The organism is Mediterraneibacter agrestimuris, assembly GCF_943193195.1.
In the GTDB taxonomy this organism is placed as follows: Bacteria; Bacillota; Clostridia; order Lachnospirales; family Lachnospiraceae; genus Schaedlerella; species Schaedlerella agrestimuris.
Map to the genome: position 1 here is coordinate 74559 of NZ_CALPDG010000008.1, position 18290 is coordinate 92848.

Annotated in this window: 13 protein-coding genes; 12 read left to right on the plus strand and 1 reads right to left on the minus strand. The window is 42.9% G+C overall.

The genetic code is table 11. From position 1 onward, the window contains the following. Window positions 1-16: 16 nt before the first annotated feature. The 7 genes from NFS18_RS06240 (at window position 17) to glyA (ending at window position 12702) form a co-directional block, all read left to right on the plus strand. Entirely contained in the window at window positions 17-523 is a 507-nt protein-coding gene (locus NFS18_RS06240; protein ID WP_251389079.1) for a COG2426 family protein, read from the plus strand. 296 nt (window positions 524-819) lie between these two features. Next, entirely contained in the window at window positions 820-1278 is a 459-nt protein-coding gene (locus NFS18_RS06245; protein ID WP_251389081.1) for a hypothetical protein, read from the plus strand. Between the two features lie 115 nt (window positions 1279-1393). Further along, complete coding sequence (gene ispG, locus NFS18_RS06250; protein ID WP_251389083.1) at window positions 1394-2449, plus strand: flavodoxin-dependent (E)-4-hydroxy-3-methylbut-2-enyl-diphosphate synthase; 1056 nt, start codon at window positions 1394-1396, stop codon at window positions 2447-2449. Window positions 2450-2502: 53 nt separating this feature from the next. Beyond that, window positions 2503-6975 (plus strand): PolC-type DNA polymerase III, encoded by a 4473-nt coding sequence (locus tag NFS18_RS06255; protein WP_408631551.1) that lies wholly within the window; start codon window positions 2503-2505, stop codon window positions 6973-6975. A 90-nt stretch (window positions 6976-7065) separates the two neighbouring features. Further along, a complete protein-coding gene (locus NFS18_RS06260) occupies window positions 7066-7830 on the plus strand; it encodes an SDR family NAD(P)-dependent oxidoreductase (protein ID WP_251389087.1) in 765 nt (254 codons plus the stop codon). Window positions 7831-8061: 231 nt separating this feature from the next. Continuing rightward, complete coding sequence (locus NFS18_RS06265; RefSeq protein ID WP_251389089.1) at window positions 8062-11292, plus strand: SNF2 helicase associated domain-containing protein; 3231 nt, start codon at window positions 8062-8064, stop codon at window positions 11290-11292. 174 nt (window positions 11293-11466) lie between these two features. Continuing rightward, the gene (gene glyA, locus NFS18_RS06270) at window positions 11467-12702 is read left to right on the plus strand and encodes a serine hydroxymethyltransferase (protein ID WP_251389090.1); all 1236 of its coding nucleotides are present in this window, start codon (window positions 11467-11469) and stop codon (window positions 12700-12702) included. A 134-nt stretch (window positions 12703-12836) separates the two neighbouring features. Here the strand turns inward: glyA and NFS18_RS06275 are convergent, their stop codons facing one another. Next, on the minus strand, window positions 12837-13715 hold the full coding sequence (locus NFS18_RS06275; RefSeq protein WP_251389092.1) for an AraC family transcriptional regulator: 879 nt from the start codon (window positions 13713-13715) through the stop codon (window positions 12837-12839). Between the two features lie 252 nt (window positions 13716-13967). Here NFS18_RS06275 and NFS18_RS06280 point away from each other — a divergent pair, with 252 nt between their 5' ends. From NFS18_RS06280 to NFS18_RS06300, 5 genes are read left to right on the plus strand one after another with little or no spacing between them, the layout of a single operon-like run. Continuing rightward, complete coding sequence (locus NFS18_RS06280; RefSeq protein ID WP_251389094.1) at window positions 13968-14507, plus strand: YcxB family protein; 540 nt, start codon at window positions 13968-13970, stop codon at window positions 14505-14507. A 24-nt stretch (window positions 14508-14531) separates the two neighbouring features. Continuing rightward, window positions 14532-15329 (plus strand): alpha/beta hydrolase, encoded by a 798-nt coding sequence (locus tag NFS18_RS06285; protein WP_251389096.1) that lies wholly within the window; start codon window positions 14532-14534, stop codon window positions 15327-15329. 28 nt (window positions 15330-15357) lie between these two features. Continuing rightward, the gene (locus NFS18_RS06290; RefSeq protein WP_251389098.1) at window positions 15358-16404 is read left to right on the plus strand and encodes a TRAP transporter substrate-binding protein; all 1047 of its coding nucleotides are present in this window, start codon (window positions 15358-15360) and stop codon (window positions 16402-16404) included. Window positions 16405-16419: 15 nt separating this feature from the next. Then, window positions 16420-16914 (plus strand): TRAP transporter small permease, encoded by a 495-nt coding sequence (locus NFS18_RS06295; protein ID WP_251389100.1) that lies wholly within the window; start codon window positions 16420-16422, stop codon window positions 16912-16914. Further along, window positions 16911-18212 carry a TRAP transporter large permease gene (locus tag NFS18_RS06300; RefSeq protein WP_251389102.1) on the plus strand — a complete coding sequence of 434 codons (1302 nt, stop codon included), beginning with the start codon at window positions 16911-16913 and terminating at the stop codon, window positions 18210-18212. Before NFS18_RS06295 ends, NFS18_RS06300 begins: the two co-directional genes overlap by 4 nt. Window positions 18213-18290: the final 78 nt, after the last annotated feature.

Genomic DNA, 18290 nt, shown 5'->3' on the forward strand with positions numbered 1-18290 from the left:
GGAGAAACTAAAATTTATGAGTGAAGCATTAATTTCATTTTTTGCGGAAAATCTGGGAGGTAAAGTTGGACCTGAGATGATCGTGTTTATCATTTCAATGTTTCCGATCCTGGAGCTTCGAGGCGGACTTTTGGCAGCCGGACCGGCATGGTTTAATCTGCCGCAGCTTCAGGCAACGGTTATCTGTATTATCGGAAACCTGCTCCCAATTCCATTTATCCTGTTGCTGATCACAAAGATTTTTGACTGGATGAAGGGGACGAAAAAATTAAGACCGATTGTCGAAAAACTGGAGAAGAAAGCATACAGTAAAAGCGCTAATATTGAAAAGTACGAGTTTTGGGGACTGGTACTTTTTGTAGGGATTCCGCTTCCGGGAACAGGCGCATGGACAGGTTCACTAATTGCGGCGCTGCTGGGAATCCGTTTCCGCAAATCTTTCCCGGCGGTTATCATCGGTGTGTTCCTGGCGGCATTTTTGATGAATGTGCTGTCTTACGGAGTACTGGGAGCAATTTTTTAAGCGTTACTGTTCACACCCTATGGGTGCTCCAGTAACAGTATCCAGCCCATTTTAAATCGCCTTCGGCGAGGGGCTGGATATATTGCTGTCATCACTTCATTGGCGGACACCTTGCAGCACAGTGCAAGGTGCCGTGTAAACAGTAACTTTTTAAGCGTTACTGTTTACAGAGATTAAAATCCATTGACACTGTTTCAGAAAGTTCTTATAATAAAGGTAGTGTAAGGTTTTTGCATGAATTTTTGTACGTTGCTGTGAGCAGTAATAGTATGAGGCGGTTAGAAAGGAATAGATTTATGTTGGCAAAAAACGATGAACATAAAAGAAGTATACTGTGGAGAACAACGATATCAGTGTCTTCAGTTCTGATTATTGTAATTGCAGCATTTTTCTTTATCAAGTTGTTTACTGATAACCCGATGGAAGGAAAATGGGCATACGAGGACAGTAATCTGATAATTCAGGTAAAAAATAATGGAACGGCAGTAATTCAGTGGCCGGATGAATTTGAAGGGTCAGATTTGAGTATAGAGATGCAGTATGATGTCAATAAGGATGCAAAGATATTTACATTGCATAAGGACGAAGCGGCAGTCAAAGCTGCGGTTGAAAAATCGGGAGGAGTTGTAGCTGACGAACAAGCTGATTCTGTAATCTCATCTTTGGAAGGAAGTTATGATTATAATATCGAGCGGCGTCAGATGACGCTGACAGAGCGGGAATATGGCGAGCAGATGGTATTTATGAAGAAGTAAAATGAGACAGGGAAGGTTTTCCCTGTTTCTTTTTACAAAATATGAATAAAAGAAATAACACAGCAGTATCAGAATCGATATAGGATAAATAATAAGAAGAAAGTGAGGGATTAGTATGTTCAGAAATGAAACGAAGGAAGTGCGTATTGGGAATGTTGTAATCGGCGGGAAGCACCCGGTAGCGATTCAGTCTATGACCAACACAAAGACAGAGGATGTGGAGGCTACTGTGGAACAGATTCTTCGTCTTGAGGCGGCAGGCTGTGAGATCGTACGGTGTACTGTTCCTACCATAGAAGCAGCAGAAGCATTGAAGGAGATAAAGAAGCGGATTCATATTCCACTGGTAGCGGATATTCATTTTGATTATAAGATGGCAATTGCAGCTATTGAAAATGGCGCAGATAAAATCCGCATCAATCCGGGAAACATTGGCTCTAAGGAGCGGGTAAAGGCGGTAGTTGATAAAGCAAGAGAGTACAACGTGCCAATCCGGGTAGGAGTAAACAGTGGGTCTTTGGAGAAGCCGCTCTTAGAGAAGTATGGCGGCGTGACTGCAGAAGGTATTGTGGAAAGTGCATTGGATAAGGTGAGAATGATTGAAGAGCTTGGTTATGATAAGCTGGTGGTCAGCATCAAATCTTCAGATGTTATGATGTGTATTAAAGCTCATGAACTGTTAGCGCCGCAGTGTCCGTATCCGCTTCATGTGGGAATTACAGAATCTGGAACGGTATATTCTGGAAATATCAAATCATCTGTCGGATTGGGGATTATGCTTCATAAAGGAATCGGTAATACAATCCGTGTATCACTAACAGGAGATCCAGTGGAGGAAATCCGAAGTGCAAAGTTGATTTTGAAAACACTGGGACTGAGAACAGGAGGGATTGAGGTGGTATCCTGTCCGACTTGCGGCAGAACGAGAATCAATTTGATCGAGCTTGCCAACCAGGTAGAGCAGATGGTACAGGAATTTCCGCTGGATATCAAAGTGGCTGTTATGGGATGTGTTGTAAATGGCCCGGGAGAAGCCAGAGAAGCAGATATAGGAATCGCCGGAGGAATCGGAGAAGGATTATTGATTAAAAAGGGTGAAATCGTAAGAAAAGTAAAGGAAGAAGAGTTGTTAGAGACACTTCGTCAGGAGTTGATAAATTGGAACAAGTAGGAACACTGAAAGCATTTTATGATGTTTTTCCCACGCTGAGAGTGGATGAGGATATGCAGATGCTGTTCGGGGATGTGGGAGTAAGGAAAGTAACCACAAATCCAGAAAGAGATTTTCTTCACATACATATTTTCAGCAGGCATGTAATTCAAAAAAGACATGTGTGGGCGATGGAGCTTAAGGTGAAAGAGCAGTTGTTTGGCACGGCAAATATTAAAATCCGTATTATAGAGCGGTATGCCCTGTCTGAGCAATACACGCCAGCAGCTTTGATGGCAGAATATAAAAACAGTATTGTTTTGGAATTAAAGAAGATCAGTGTGCTTGCGGCAAATATGTTTCAGCAGGCAGAGATTACCTTTGACGGACCGGTGATGTGTCTGGAGCTGACAGACACGATTGTTTCTTCAGGACGAAAAGAACAGATTGTAAATCTTTTGGAGGATATATACCAGAACCGTTTTGGAATCCAGACGGATATCCGCGTTATTTACAAGCAAAAGGAAGAAAGTAAGACAAGAGAATACGATGAACAGAGAGTACAGAGAGAGATTGACGCTATTTTTGCACGGAATAAAAAGGCTCATGAAGAAGCTGAGGTACATGTGGAAGAGGCAGCGGCAGGAAACACGGAGAAAGAACCTGCGCGTGGTATGGATAGTTCGGTGAAAAAAGAAAGTACGAAAGAGAAGACTCCGGCTATGGGCGGCAAGAAAGGATTAAAAAAGGAGTTTAAGAAAGAGTTTGTCCGTCCGTTAAAACAGGGAGACGATCCAAATCTGATATATGGAAGAAATTTTGATGATGAGCCAATCTGTCTCGATCAGGTTGTTACAGAGATGGGAGAGATTACTGCTCATGGTAAGATCATCAGTTTTGAAACAAGAGAAATCCGTAACGAGAAGAGTATCATCATGTTTGCAGTTAGTGATTTTACCGATACGATCATGGTGAAAATGTTTGCAAGAAACGACCAGCTTGCGGAGCTTCTGGGAGATTTAAAAAAGGGAGCCTATGTAAAAATAAAGGGTGTTACGACCATTGATAAATATGATGGAGAACTGACGATCGGCTCTGTTACCGGCATCAAGAAAATTGGAGACTTTACTGAGAAGAGAGAGGATTTGAGTCCGTTAAAACGTGTGGAACTGCACTGTCATACAAAGATGAGTGATATGGACGGTGTATCCGAGGTACAGGATATTGTACGCCGGGCACATGACTGGGGAATGCCTGCAATTGCTATTACTGATCATGGTATCACGCAGGCATTTCCAGATGCGAATCATTACATCGAGCGTTTGGACAAGACGGATCCTTTTAAAATTATTTACGGCGTAGAGGGTTATGTAGTAGATGACTTGACGGAAATTGCAGTCGGTGCGGGAGCAGAGCATCTGGATGATACATATATCGTGTTTGACTTGGAGACAACAGGGTTCAGTTCTATCAAGGATAAGATTATCGAAATTGGCGCAGTGAAGGTAGTGAATGGAGAGATTGTGGATTCTTACAGTACCTTTGTGAACCCGGAACGTCCGATCCCATTTGAGATCACGCAGTTGACCGGAATCACAGATCAGATGGTCATGGATTATCCAACGATCGAGACGATTCTGCCGCAATTTTTGGAATTTGCAGGAAATGCGGTGATGGTTGCCCACAATGCGGGATTTGACATGGGATTCATTCAGCAGAATTGCCGGTATCAGGATCTTGATGCAGAGTTTGTCTATGTGGATACGGTAGCGCTTGCAAGAGTGCTGCTTCCTACGTTGTCTAAATATAAGCTGAACGTAGTGGCAAAGGCTTTGGGAATTTCTCTGGAGAATCATCACCGTGCAGTGGATGATGCGGGAGCAACCGCAGAGATTTTTGTTAAATTTGTGGAAATGCTGAAAGACCAGAATATTACGACCTTAAAGGAAATGAATCAGTTTGGTGATATGAATCCGAATGCGATCCGCAAGCTGCCTACATACCACATTATTATTTTGGCAAAAAACAATATCGGACGATATAATCTGTACCAGCTTGTTTCGGAATCCAATCTGGTTTATTTTGCGAGAAGACCAAGGATTCCGAAGAGTCTGCTAAATAAACACCGGGAGGGACTGATCATCGGAAGCGCATGTGAGGCAGGAGAGCTGTATCAGGCGGTTTTGAATCACAAGTCACCGGAGGCAATTGCCAAACTGGCGGATTTTTACGATTATTATGAGATTCAGCCTTTGGGAAATAACCAGTTTATGTTGGAAAGCGATAAATTTTCTGATATTAATACGGAAGAAGATTTGATGAATATTAACAGGCAGATTATTGGTCTGGGAGAAAAATTTAAAAAGCCTGTTGTTGCCACCTGCGATGTCCATTTTCTGGATCCGGGAGACGAGGTGTACCGAAGAATCATTATGGCAGGTAAAGGGTTCAGTGATGCGGATAATCAGGCGCCGCTGTATTTGCGCACGACAGAAGAAATGCTGGCGGAGTTTGAATATCTGGGGTCTGCGAAGGCGCAGGAGATCGTCATTGAGAATCCCAATAAGATAGCAGACATGATCGAGAAGATCTCTCCGGTCAATCCGAACAAATGTCCACCGATCATTGAAAATTCGGATCAGCAGCTTCGGGATATCTGTTATAACCGTGCCCATGAGATTTACGGAGAAAATCTGCCGGAACCAGTGCAGGCGCGGCTGGAGCGGGAGCTGACCTCTATTATTTCCAATGGATATGCGGTGATGTATATCATTGCCCAGAGATTAGTGTGGAAGTCCAATGAGGATGGATACTTAGTCGGCTCGCGTGGTTCAGTCGGTTCTTCCTTTGTAGCGACCATGGCGGGAATTACTGAAGTAAATCCACTGAGTCCTCATTATTATTGCCGGAATTGTCATTATAACGATTTTGATTCCGAGGAAGTGCGTACATATGCAGGCTGCTGCGGTTTCGATATGCCGGATAAAAATTGTCCGGTGTGCGGTGAACCTTTGGTAAAAGAAGGATTTGATATTCCTTTCGAGACATTTTTAGGATTTAAAGGAGATAAAGAACCGGATATTGACTTAAACTTTTCGGGAGATTATCAGGCGAAAGCGCATAAATATACAGAGGTACTGTTTGGAGAAGGACATACCTTCAAGGCAGGAACAATTGGAACACTGGCGGATAAAACAGCTTATGGTTATGTGAAAAATTATTATGAAGAGAGGGGCATGCGGAAGCGCCGCTGTGAAATTGAGCGTGTCAGCATGGGATGTACCGGAATCAAACGAAGTACGGGGCAGCATCCCGGAGGGATCGTTGTATTGCCCCACGGTCATAATATCAATGAATTTACTCCGGTACAGCATCCCGCAAATGATATGACAACGGACATTACAACGACGCATTTTGACTATCATTCTATAGATCATAATCTGTTGAAACTGGACATTCTGGGACACGATGATCCGACTATGATCCGTATGCTGGAAGAATATATTACATCCGATGCGCTGGAAAATGAATTTAATGAGGAAAATCCATTTGTTGCTACAAATATTCCGCTGGATGACCGAAGTGTAATATCTTTGTTCCACGATACGAGTGCATTGGGAATTAAGCCGGAAGATATCAGCGGCTGCCCGCTGGGAAGTCTGGGGATTCCAGAGTTTGGTACGGATTTTGTTATCCAGATGGTACAGGATGCGAATCCGCAGTCTCTGTCTGATCTGATCCGTATTTCCGGGCTATCCCATGGAACAAATGTGTGGCTGGGAAATGCACAAGAACTGATCAAAGCGGGGAAGGCAACCATTTCTACGGCAATCTGTACCCGTGACGATATTATGATTTACCTGATCAATCAGGGAGTGGAAAGCGCGTTGTCCTTTACAATCATGGAAAGTGTCCGTAAGGGAAAAGGTTTGAAACCAGAGTGGGAAACGGCAATGCGGGAGAAAGACGTACCAGAGTGGTACATTGAATCTTGTAAGAAGATCAGCTACATGTTCCCGAAAGCACATGCAGCGGCATATGTTATGATGGCATACCGGATCGCATACTGTAAGATCAATTATCCGCTGGCTTATTATGGAGCATATTTCAGTATCCGTGCGGATGCCTTTTCCTATGAGCTGATGTGTCAGGGGAAGGAAAAACTGAATTTTTATATGAAGGATTATAAGCGGCGTGCTGATTCATTGACGAATAAGGAACAGGATACGCTGAAGGATATGCGCCTTGTGCAGGAAATGTATGCAAGAGGACTGGAGTTTATGCCTATTGACTTGTACAAAGCCAAAGCAAAGCAGTTTCAGATTATCGACGGGAAGCTGATGCCATCCTTTGCAAGTATTGAAGGAATGGGAGAGAAGGCTGCCGAGGCGGTAGAGATAGCATCACAGGATGGACCGTATCTGTCGTTGGATGATTTCCGCCAGAGGACGAAGGTGAGTAAGACAGTGGTGGATCTGATGGCGGATTTGGGGATGTTTGGAGATCTGCCGCAGAGTAACCAGTTGTCATTGTTTGATTTTGCGTAACAGTATTCAGTCCATTTTACATTGATTTAATTCTGGTAATATAGTACTATAAAAACAATAAGAATACATAAACGTAGGAGGTAAGAAATTATGGGTCGTTTAGATGGTAAAGTAGCAATCATCACGGGTGGCAATTCTGGGGTGGGCGCCGCAACAGCAGTATTGTTTGCCAAGGAAGGTGCAAAAGTAGTCATTACTGCACGTAGAGAAGCACCGCTTCTTGAAGTTGCCGAAAAGATTAAAGAAGTAGGCGGTGAAGTGCTGGGAGTGACTTCAGACATCTCTAAAGTAGAAGATGTAAAGAAGGTAGTTGCAGAAACACTGAAAGCATACGGAAAAATTGATATTTTGGTAAACAATGCCGGTGTACTTGAGGAAGGTCTGAAGCCGATTGACCGCTTTACAGATGAAGATTTGGACAAGATCCTCGGGATTAACCAGAAAGGTACTATGTACTGCATCCGTGAGGTAAGTGCTGAAATGGCAAAAACAGGATATGGCTCTATCGTGAACGTAGCTTCTATTGCCGGATTAATGGGCTGCGGCGGAGCTGCATATGTATCCAGTAAAGCGGCTATTGTGGGTATTACCAGACATACAGCTCTTCGATTTGCCGGAACAAATATCCGTTGTAACTCTGTTTGCCCGGGAACAATTGTAACACCGATGGTAGCGGGAATGAATCCGGCAAATATGGATGCAGATATGTTTGGACAGATGGCAAAACATGGTGATTTGAAAGTACAGCCTTGTATGCCGGATGATGTTGCAAACATCTTATTGTTCCTTGCCAGTGATGAATCCAGAGCAATTACCGGACAGAGCATTGCGACAGATTTCGGAAGTACATTATAATACATATTTGGGAGCGAAAAGCTCCCTTTTTTAAATGTTCATTAGGGCTGGCGGAAGATTTAAGAAGGAAAAATCACTGGTCAGCTGCAACAAGTGTATGCTCTTTAATCATGAATATCAAAAACAAAGATGTCTTGCCATATGGTCATTTGGACGTTTTTGGGTGTACCGGGCATGTGATAAAAAGAGAAAAGCAGGAAAATCTGCATATGAATGGCAAGGAGACAGAATATGTTTACAAATAAGGAGATCAGAGAGTGGTGTGCATTGAGTTCCACCTATGGAAAAGCAAAAGAACTTGCAAAATATGGTATGGTTGAAATTCAATCGGCATGGCGTGACAGAGAGGGGAAATTAGTTATTGATGCAGTTGCAGAAGGAACCTATTCGAATGAATATGAAGTTCAGATTCAATGTGACGACAATGATGATATAGAAGAGTATTATTGTGAATGCCCGGCATATGCATCTTATGAAGGGATGTGCAAGCATTGTGCGGCAGCAGCCTTGCTGTTTTTAGAAGACCATAAAGAAACAGCGCAGGAAAAGGATAGATTCCGGCTTGGTGTACAAAGAACCATGACAGATCAGACGATCATAGATGTGATGGAAATGCTGGCTTGGGAGAAACGGATGAATGAGCAGGAAGCAGATGGTTCTATTGAATTGATTCCGGAGATTCAGGAAGAAAGCGGCGGTTATTATTTTCCCCGCAAAAGATATTTGTCATTTCGTATTGGAAACGATAGAAAATATGTTCTGAAAAATCTTTCAGACTTTGTGGAGGCTGTGGCAGAAGAACGTCAGGTCAGTTACGGAAAACAGCTCTCTTTCGTGCATTGCAAAAGTGCGTTTACGCAGAGGGCGTGGAAATATGTGCAGTATATCATGGGAACGGCGGCATATTATGATGCACATTATCAGCGATTGGGAAAAAGAATTGAGTTGAATGAGGATTTGTTTGCAGGTATTCTGTTTATAAGCCTTGGAATGGAAATTAATTACGAGTACAATGGAAAACGGAATAAAACGCTTCAAGTCTTAGATAAAAACCCGCCGATCAAGTGTAAATTAAAAGAAGCGGAGGATTCATTTCAGCTTTCTGTTCCGGTTTTGGAGAGAATTGAAGGCGGACCGCATTTGTTTATTAAAATCAGGAATAAAGTATATTATTGTAAAGATGGATTTGAGAAAGCAGCAGATGTGATCTCACAGCTTTCATCGGAGGAAAAGGAACAGAATCTTATTATTTCCAAGAAAGATATGCCGGCTTTTTGCAGTACAGTGTTGGAAGTGTTGGAACAGGAAAAAGCAGTGGATAAAAAAGGGATAAATCTGGATGAGTATCAGCCGGAGGAGGCGAAGTTTCGTTTTTATATGGATGAGGATGCCGGACATGTTACATTAAAATCCGAAGTTGTTTATGGAGAGGAAGTCAATAATTTACTGGATACGCCGTTTTCATCTTATCAGTGCAGGAATTTGGGAAAGGAAAGGGCCGTGATTGGTACAGCGAAGGCATATTTCAAACAGGAAGAATACGGTGAAGGAATTCTTTATTTTGAATCAAAAGATGAAGATGCCATGTATCAATTACTGAATACCGGAATCCGGCAGCTGGAAGCGTGGGGCGAAGTATTTGCAACAGATAAAATTAAGATGAGGAATATCGTCCGAAATTCAAAAACACAGGTCAGCGTTTCGCTGCACAGCGGACTGCTGGAACTGTCTGTGGATTCGGATACATTTTCCAGAGAGGAATTGATCGGAATTTTAGACGCTTACCGTAAGAAAAAGAAATATTACCGGCTGAAAAGCGGAGATTTTCTGAATTTGGAGGAAGATGCTGCCAAAACGGCTGCGGAACTTCTGGATGGTCTGGCGCTGGCGAAAGGAAAGATTTTAGAGGAGACGATCGAACTGCCGAAATATAGGGCATTATATATCGACCAGGTCTTGCAGAGGAAAGATCAGATCCAAGTTAAGAGAAATTCGGATTATAAAGAAATGATCCGAAATATGAAAAATATAGAAGATAGTGATTTTGCCGTGCCGGGAAGCCTGGAATCTATATTACGAAGTTATCAGAAAACGGGATATCGCTGGCTTCGGACATTGGAGAAGTTAGGATTCGGCGGAATTCTGGCGGATGATATGGGATTGGGAAAGACTTTGCAGACGATAGCTTGTTTGTTAGCGATAAAACAAGAACGGGGAACTTTAAAAAGTCTGATCATCTGTCCGGCATCTCTTGTGTATAACTGGAAAAAAGAGTTGGAAACATTTGCCCCGGAACTGCAGGTAAAGTTGATGGCCGGTGATGCAGAGCAGAGAGAAGCGCTGCTTACAAAGGATCAGAACGGTGATGTCTGGATTACATCTTATGATATGGTTAAAAGAGATATTGCGTTGTATCGGGATACTACATTTGATGTGGAAGTGATTGATGAAGCGCAAAATATCAAAAACCATGGAACACAGGCAGCACGGGCTGTGAAACAGATTCAGGCTTCGGTGAAATTTGCGCTGACAGGAACGCCGATCGAAAACAGGCTGAGTGAGCTGTGGAGTATTTTTGACTATCTGATGCCGGGACTTCTCGGAAGCCATGAACGGTTTCGGAAGGAATATGAGCAGCCGATCATGCGTGAACAGGATCGGGAGAAGACAGAACAGCTCAAGAAGATGATACTTCCGTTTATTCTTCGCAGGGTAAAAAACGATGTGTTGAAGGAACTGCCGGATAAGATTGAGCAGGTCGTACATTCTGAGATGGAAACAGAGCAGAAAAAATTGTATCAGGCACATGTAAACAGAATGCTGGAAACACTAAAGCAGCAGAGTGAGGAAGAGGTTCGGACAGGAAAACTGCAGATTTTAGCTGAACTGACCAGACTGCGTCAGATATGTTGCGCCCCTGAACTTGTCTATGAAGATTATCAGTATGATGCATGCAAGGTAGAAACTTGTCTGGAATTGATCAATCAGGCAGTAGAAGGGAATCATAAGGTTTTGATTTTTTCCCAATTTACAAGTGTTTTCCCAATTCTGGAAAAACATCTGAAACGAATGAAATTATCATATTATATTTTGACAGGGCAGACTCCGAAGGAACAACGTATGCAGATGACAGAGGAATTCAATCAGAATGATGTGCCGGTCTTCCTGATTTCATTAAAGGCAGGCGGAACAGGATTAAATCTTACAGCGGCAAATATCGTAATCCATTTTGATCCATGGTGGAATCTAGCAGCGCAGAATCAAGCAACAGACAGGGCACACCGGATTGGACAGGAGAAGCAGGTAATGGTATTTAAACTGATCGTGAAGGACACGATTGAAGAAAATATTGTACGTATGCAGGAGGAAAAGCAAAAGCTTGCGAGTCAGGTTCTGGAGGGAGAAGGAATTTCTGCGGCGGAGCTGACAAAAGAAGATTTATTAGAAATACTGAATGCATGAATTGAGTATGTTATTGTGATCGATATTTTCTAATACACTTTAAACTGATAATTTGTTAAAGTGCATACTTGCCTTTAAACTGCCCATATGGTAGACTGAAAACAGTCTATATGCAATATATAGTTTGAATCATATGAGATGTCTGTGAGAAATCAGAAACGGAGGTAAGGTATAATGTACGATTTTGATGAAATTGTGAATGTAGACGCTGAGGTGGCAGAGGCGATTCAGGCGGAGATGAACCGTCAGAATTCCCATATTGAGCTGATCGCGTCTGAAAACTGGGTAAGCAAGGCGGTTATGGCAGCAATGGGAAGCCCTTTGACTAATAAGTATGCGGAAGGATATCCGGGAAAGCGCTATTATGGCGGCTGTCAGTGTGTAGATGTAGTAGAGGAGCTGGCGCGTGAGCGTGCAAAGAAATTGTTTGGCTGCGAGTATGTCAATGTTCAGCCGCATTCAGGTGCACAGGCAAATATGGCGGCAATGTTCGCGATGCTGGAGCCGGGCGACAAGATCATGGGAATGAACTTAGATCACGGCGGGCATCTGACGCATGGTTCACCGGTCAATCTGTCCGGAAAATATTTTCAGGTACGGTTTTATGGTGTAAACGAGAACGGTGTGATCGATTATGATGAAGTTCTGAGAATCGCAAAGGAATATCAGCCGAAGTTGATTGTTGCAGGTGCAAGCGCTTACGCAAGAACCATTGATTTCAAGAGATTCCGTGAGATTGCAGATGAAGTAGGGGCATATTTAATGGTGGATATTGCCCATATCGCAGGTCTGGTAGCAACAGGACTTCACCCAAGTCCGATTCCGTATGCTCATGTGACAACTACAACAACACATAAGACACTGCGCGGTCCCCGCGGCGGTATGATTATGTGCAGTGAGGAAATGAATCAGAAGTTCAACTTCAATAAGGCAGTGTTCCCGGGAATCCAGGGAGGACCTCTGATGCATGTGATCGCAGCAAAGGCAGTCTGTTTTCATGAAGCATTGCAGCCGGAATACAAAATTTATATGGAGCAAGTTGTGAAGAATGCAAAGGCGCTTTGCAATGCTTTGAAAGCACATGGAATTAAGATCGTGTCTGATGATACAGATAATCATTTGATGTTGGTGGATCTGACCGGAACAGATATCAGCGGAAAAGAGCTGGAGAAGCGTCTGGATGATGCCCATGTAACTGCAAATAAAAATACCATTCCGAATGATCCACGCTCTCCGTTCGTGACAAGCGGCATCAGACTTGGCACACCTGCGGTAACAAGCCGGGGTATGATGGAAGAGGATATGGAGAAGATTGCAGAAATCATTTCGCTTGTGATTGCCGGAGAAGAGAATGTGGAAAAGGCAAAGATGATGGCAGCAGAGCTGACAGAGAAATATCCACTGTGTTAGGAAATGTCTAAAAAGACGCACTTGCAGACTGGTTTAAATAACCGGTTTGCGGTGCTTTTTTATTGACAAGAATGTGATAAAATAGTTCGGTGGATTGTTTTAAGTTTGAAATTATGTGTACCATCAATCTTGAATTATTTGGAGCATTTTGCACGGAACTTAGACGGAGTGATTCCGTAAAGTTTTCTAAACATTTTCAGGAAGCTGCTGTAATCTGAAAACCCACTTTCATTGCAGGCTTCTAGAATCGACTTGCCGTCGGCGATTGCCCGGCGGCAGTGCTGCATTCTCAGGTCGGTAATGTAGCTGTGAATGCTTAAGGCAGTGTATTCTTTAAATATACGGGAGAGATGACCGCGGCTTGTGTAAGTGTAGTCCAGAATCTGTGCCACATTTAATTCAGGCTCTGTATAGTGATCTTGAATATATTGAACAGCCTTTTCTACGATTGTATTTCTGGCAGTGGGAGTATATACACTGCTCTTTGCCGCAATCTGACATATTATCATAAAAAACTCACTGAGATTACTTTGGAATGCAACAGGCTTAAATTCTTTTTCTAAAGCGGCGTTGGAACTCATTCGCTCTAACAGACCGCGTAGATTCCACGCATTTGCTGCATCTGCATTTAGAATTGTAACAGAGTGGTTCCAACCGGCATCTCCAATCCCGAGCATTGCCGCTGTAGTTGACCAGAAGTCACCGTCAATTTGTGCGACGAGGCGCTCAGAAGCCTCTTGCTGGGACCCGTATTTTGCAGAGTGGAAGTTTTCCTTCGGAAAAATAATCACTTCGCCTGGATGCAGGGAGTAGGAATCTCCGCCGGAAGAGTAGGTTACAATACCACCGCTGATGGAGAGAACGATTTCATAAAAGGGATGGGAGTGGACAACGGAATAGGTATAGTCTTTATTGGTATACCATGTAACAACGATCTGCCCCCCGTTTAATTGTTCCCGGGCATATTCTTGCGTCAATACAAAATCCGTAAGATGTTCTAATTTTTTTATCATAAAAGATTCCCTCACATACATTTTTAAGGTAAGTGTACCACAATTAGCACAAATTGCAAGATTTACAGTGCAAAATGACAGGAAAAATGAATGTAAAATGAGTATTATATAAGCAAGCGATGCGATATTGAACAAATTTGCTAAAAAATATGAAATAAAATTAGCAAATATGCACAATACTAGTGCAAGTTTATGTGCAAAAAAAGAATGCAAGATGTGATATGTAAGAAAAAGAAGAGGAGGTGAATGAAATTGAGTTCAAAAGTAAATTATTGCGCTGTTATGGTTTTTGATGATGATGCGATTCGCCGGATGTTCCGTATGGAATATGATACATATAAACCTATGCGTCGGCTGACATGGCTTTGCATCGCTGCCGTGTTGATTTTGCTTGCAGTATTTACGAAAATACCGGATGTGGTGAAGGTATTATGTCTGTTTGCAGGCTGCTGGCTGATTACATGCCGAGATTTTGCGAGCAGGGTTCAGGCAGAAGGAGTTTTGGAAAAGCGTGGCGGCATCTCCAGTAATGTAAGCTTGAGGTTTGCAGATTTGGAGATATATGGAGACAGCAAGTTGATTTTTTCATATCAAGAGGTGGACAAACTGGTAGAGGATACGGATTATTATTACATTTTTAAAGACCGGCAGTCGGCGGTTATGGTGCCGAAACTAGGATTGCGGCCGAACCGTTTGGATGATTTCCGGAGTTTTATGGAGAAAAAAACGAATAAAAAATGGAGGAAAAACGGTGGACGGCTGCGACTAAAGAAACTTTTGAACAGAAAATAAATATGTAGAAAGGAAAGAAGAAAGATGTTATTGAATTGTCATTATTTTAGTAAAGTTTTAAATCACAACACAGAGATCAATGTAATAATTCCGACTCCGGAAGGAAAAGAACAGATTACGGAGCAGGGAACCGGGAAGCGTTATGAGTATGAAAAAGGACTGCCTGTCGTATATTTACTGCATGGTGCTTACGGAGATTGCAGCAGTTGGATTCGTTTCAGTAATATTGAGCGGTATGCCCAGACACATAATATTGTTGCTGTTGCAGCTTCGGTTGAAAACAGTCTGTATCAGGATATGGTGCATGGCAACCAGTATTTTACCTATATGACGGAAGAATTGCCGTCATATATTACAACATTGTTCCCGGTTTCAAAGAAAAGAGAGGATACCTATATTGCCGGATTTTCTATGGGCGGATATGGTGCATGGTATCTGGGTCTTTCCCATCCGGAAAGATATAGTAAAATTGCCGGAATGTCTGCAGCAATGGATATTGACGGACTGGCTAAGGGATGTCTGGACGGAACGATTGACGGACCGTTTCCGTGGAAGGATGCATTTGCTGATCCAAACTCTCTTGCAGGTACAGACAAAGATATTTTTGAATTATATCGCCGATGTAAAGAAAAGGGAATCGTGCCGGAACTATATCAGGCATGTGGAACTGCGGATTTCCTGTATCAGATGAATCTGGATGCAAAAGAGCGGCTGATTAAAATGGGAGCAGAGATTACATATTCTGAGACTTCCGGGGCAATGCACAATTGGGATTATTGGGATAAGGAAATCAACAAGATACTGGACTGGATGATTGGATAAGAATGGAATTGAGATGGAGGAAAAAGAAATGATGAAATCAAATAAAATTTTTCGTTTGGCTGCTGTATTAGGTATGTCTGCACTCATGCTGACAGCATGTGGAGATGCGGGTTCCGCAAAGATCGGCGGAAATGGTGCAGGTGCTTCCGGTGAGGGGGTATCAGGTGTTACATTGAAGTTAAGCCATGGACTCTCTGAGGAGCATCCGATCCAGGCGGCATTGGAGCAGTTTGCAGATGAAGTAAAAGAAAGTACAGATGGAGCAATTACCGTTGAGATTTACCCGAATGCAACTCTTGGAAGTGAAAAAGATAATCTGGAGCAGATGCCGATCGGTGCACTGGATATGGCGAAAGTATCGGCAGCGTCTCTTGAAACTTTTGCACCGGTATATGAAGCATTTTCCGTACCATATATTTTTGATAACAAAGACCATTACTATGCATTCATGGACAGTGAGGAAGCAGAAGAAGTTTACAAATCTACTTCTGATGACGGATTTATTGCACTGACATGGTTTGATTCTGGAGCACGTTCTTTCTATACAGTGGATACCCCGATCAATACACCGGAGGATCTGAAAGGACTGAAGATCCGCACGATGGATTCCCCGTTGGCTTTTGAGATGATGGATTGCTTCGGCGGTTCTGCAACAACAATGTCGATCAGTGATGTGTACACTGCTATGCAGTCCGGTGTTATTGACGGGGCAGAGAACAATGAAACAGCATTGACAACCGGAGGACATGGTGAGATTGCAAAATGCTACAGCTACGATATGCATACACAGATCCCGGATATTCTCGTAATTGCAACCTCTATTTGGAACAGCATGTCCGAAGACCAGCAGAAAGCTGTAAAGACAGCAGCAGACAACGCTAAAGAAGCTTATAAAGTTGCATGGAACGAGGCTATAGATGAATCTGTGGCAGCAGCAGAAGAAATGGGAGTTACATTTTATACTCCAGATCTGACACCATTCCAGGAAGCAGTACAGCCGATCTATGACCGTTTGGCTTCAGAGGAACCGGATGTATGGGCAGTATGTGAAAAGATTCAAAACTACGAATATTAATGAGGAGGCAGTAAGTTGAAAAAACTGGAAAAAGCGTTAGATGTAGCCATGAGCACGATTATGGCAACTGTTATGCTGGTACTGATTATATTCGGTACATGGCAGATCTTTACCCGTTGGATATTGAATAATCCGTCTACGTTTACAGAGGAATTACTTCGTTATCTGTTAATCTGGGCAGGAATGATCGGGGCTGCGTATTGTTTCTTTCATGATAAACATGTTAAACTGACATTGCTGACTTCCCGTCTGCATGGTGTTCCGCTGATGGTAGTATCTGTAATTGATGAAATTATCGTAATTGTATTTGTTGTTTATGTGTATATCTATGGAGGTATGCAGATGATGAGTGCAAACATGACTCAATTGACAGCTGTACTGCGTTTGCCGATGAGCTTGATCTATGGATGTCTTCCGGTTTCAGGAGTGTTTGTCATTCTTTCAAAATTATTGCGGTATCTTTCGATGTATAAAGAGAAAAAGGTGGAGAGAGGAGGCAGTGAAGCATGACTATAATGCAGGCAACACTTTTGTTGTTTCTCGTTTTCTTTGGATTGATGTTTATCGGAGTGCCGATTTCCGTAAGTATCGGATGTGCTTCCATCATTGTTTTGTTCGCAGGCTTCGAGCCGGGAGTTCTTGCGTATGTAGTAGCACAGAGATGCTTTAAAGGAATTGACTCTTTTGCACTTCTTGCACTGCCGTTCTTTATGCTGGCAGGAAGTATAATGAATAAGGGCGGTATTGCCCGGAGGCTTGTACGGCTGGCAAGATTTTTTGTGGGTAAAATTCCAGGATATCTGGCGGCTACCAATGTTCTGACAAATATGTTCTTCGGGGCAATTTCAGGTTCTTCTGTTGCAGCGGCTTCCGCTGTAGGAAAAATCATGGGACCATTGGAAAAGGATGAAGGATATGAGGATGCCTATTCTGCAGCCGTTAATATATGTTCCGCACCTACAGGAGTTATCATCCCGCCGTCAGGTCCGTTGATTCTCTATTCGATCACAGCCGGAAGTGTATCCGTCAGCGCACTGTTTATGGCCGGTTATATTCCCGGAGTATTGCTTGGGGTATGTGTTATGGCAGTAGCCATTTTCCTTGCAAAGAAAAAAGGCTATACAGGTTCCACTGTGGAAGAAAAGGACTCTATCGGAAAAGTGCTGATCGATGCGATACCAAGTATCTTCATGATGGTTATTGTTATGGGCGGTATTCTGCTCGGTTGGTTTACAGCGACAGAAGCAGGAGTGGTAGCCTGTCTGTATTGTATCGTTCTTGGATTTGCCTACCGTGAACTGACTATAAAACAGCTCTGGAGTCTGATGAGTGATTGTATGATGGATACGGCGGTTATCCTGTTCCTGATCGCAGCATCGAATATTATGTCTTATACAATGAGCTATTCAGGTATTCCGGCAGCATTGAGCAGTACGCTGATGGGAATTACGGATAATAAATATATCCTGTTGCTGATCATGAATGTATTTCTGCTTGTTCTGGGAATGTTTTTGGATCTGACACCGGCAGTTTTGATCTTCACACCGATTTTCCTGCCGATTGCCACCAGCTTCGGAATGAGTCCGGTACATTTTGGTATTATGTTGATTCTGAATCTGGCTATTGGTTCTGTAACACCGCCAGTTGGTTCAGTATTGTTCGTCGGCTGTAATGTGGGGGGCGTATCGGTAGAAAAGGTCACGAAATATATTGTACCAATGTTCTGTGCAATGGTTGTTGCCCTGATGCTGGTAGTATATATCCCGCAGTTATCCTTGCTGATACCAAAGCTCTGCGGTTTGATTTAAGCAGGAAATTATTGCAGTTCTGATATGATAAATAAAGTGGCATCGGTGTATGGGAAAGTATTTCTCTTATATACCGGT

Bases quoted from the DNA above. Each gene is read 5' to 3' on its own strand.
- glyA (WP_251389090.1), top strand. From the start codon at position 11,467: ATGTACGATTTTGATGAAATTGTGAATGTAGACGCTGAGGTGGCAGAG.
- NFS18_RS06265 (WP_251389089.1), top strand. From the start codon at position 8,062: ATGTTTACAAATAAGGAGATCAGAGAGTGGTGTGCATTGAGTTCCACC.
- NFS18_RS06260 (WP_251389087.1), top strand. From the start codon at position 7,066: ATGGGTCGTTTAGATGGTAAAGTAGCAATCATCACGGGTGGCAATTCT.
- NFS18_RS06290 (WP_251389098.1), top strand. From the start codon at position 15,358: ATGATGAAATCAAATAAAATTTTTCGTTTGGCTGCTGTATTAGGTATG.
- ispG (WP_251389083.1), top strand. From the start codon at position 1,394: ATGTTCAGAAATGAAACGAAGGAAGTGCGTATTGGGAATGTTGTAATC.
- NFS18_RS06240 (WP_251389079.1), top strand. From the start codon at position 17: ATGAGTGAAGCATTAATTTCATTTTTTGCGGAAAATCTGGGAGGTAAA.
- NFS18_RS06245 (WP_251389081.1), top strand. From the start codon at position 820: ATGTTGGCAAAAAACGATGAACATAAAAGAAGTATACTGTGGAGAACA.
- NFS18_RS06255 (WP_408631551.1), top strand. From the start codon at position 2,503: ATGCAGATGCTGTTCGGGGATGTGGGAGTAAGGAAAGTAACCACAAAT.
- NFS18_RS06275 (WP_251389092.1), bottom strand. From the start codon at position 13,715: ATGATAAAAAAATTAGAACATCTTACGGATTTTGTATTGACGCAAGAA.
- NFS18_RS06300 (WP_251389102.1), top strand. From the start codon at position 16,911: ATGACTATAATGCAGGCAACACTTTTGTTGTTTCTCGTTTTCTTTGGA.
- NFS18_RS06285 (WP_251389096.1), top strand. From the start codon at position 14,532: ATGTTATTGAATTGTCATTATTTTAGTAAAGTTTTAAATCACAACACA.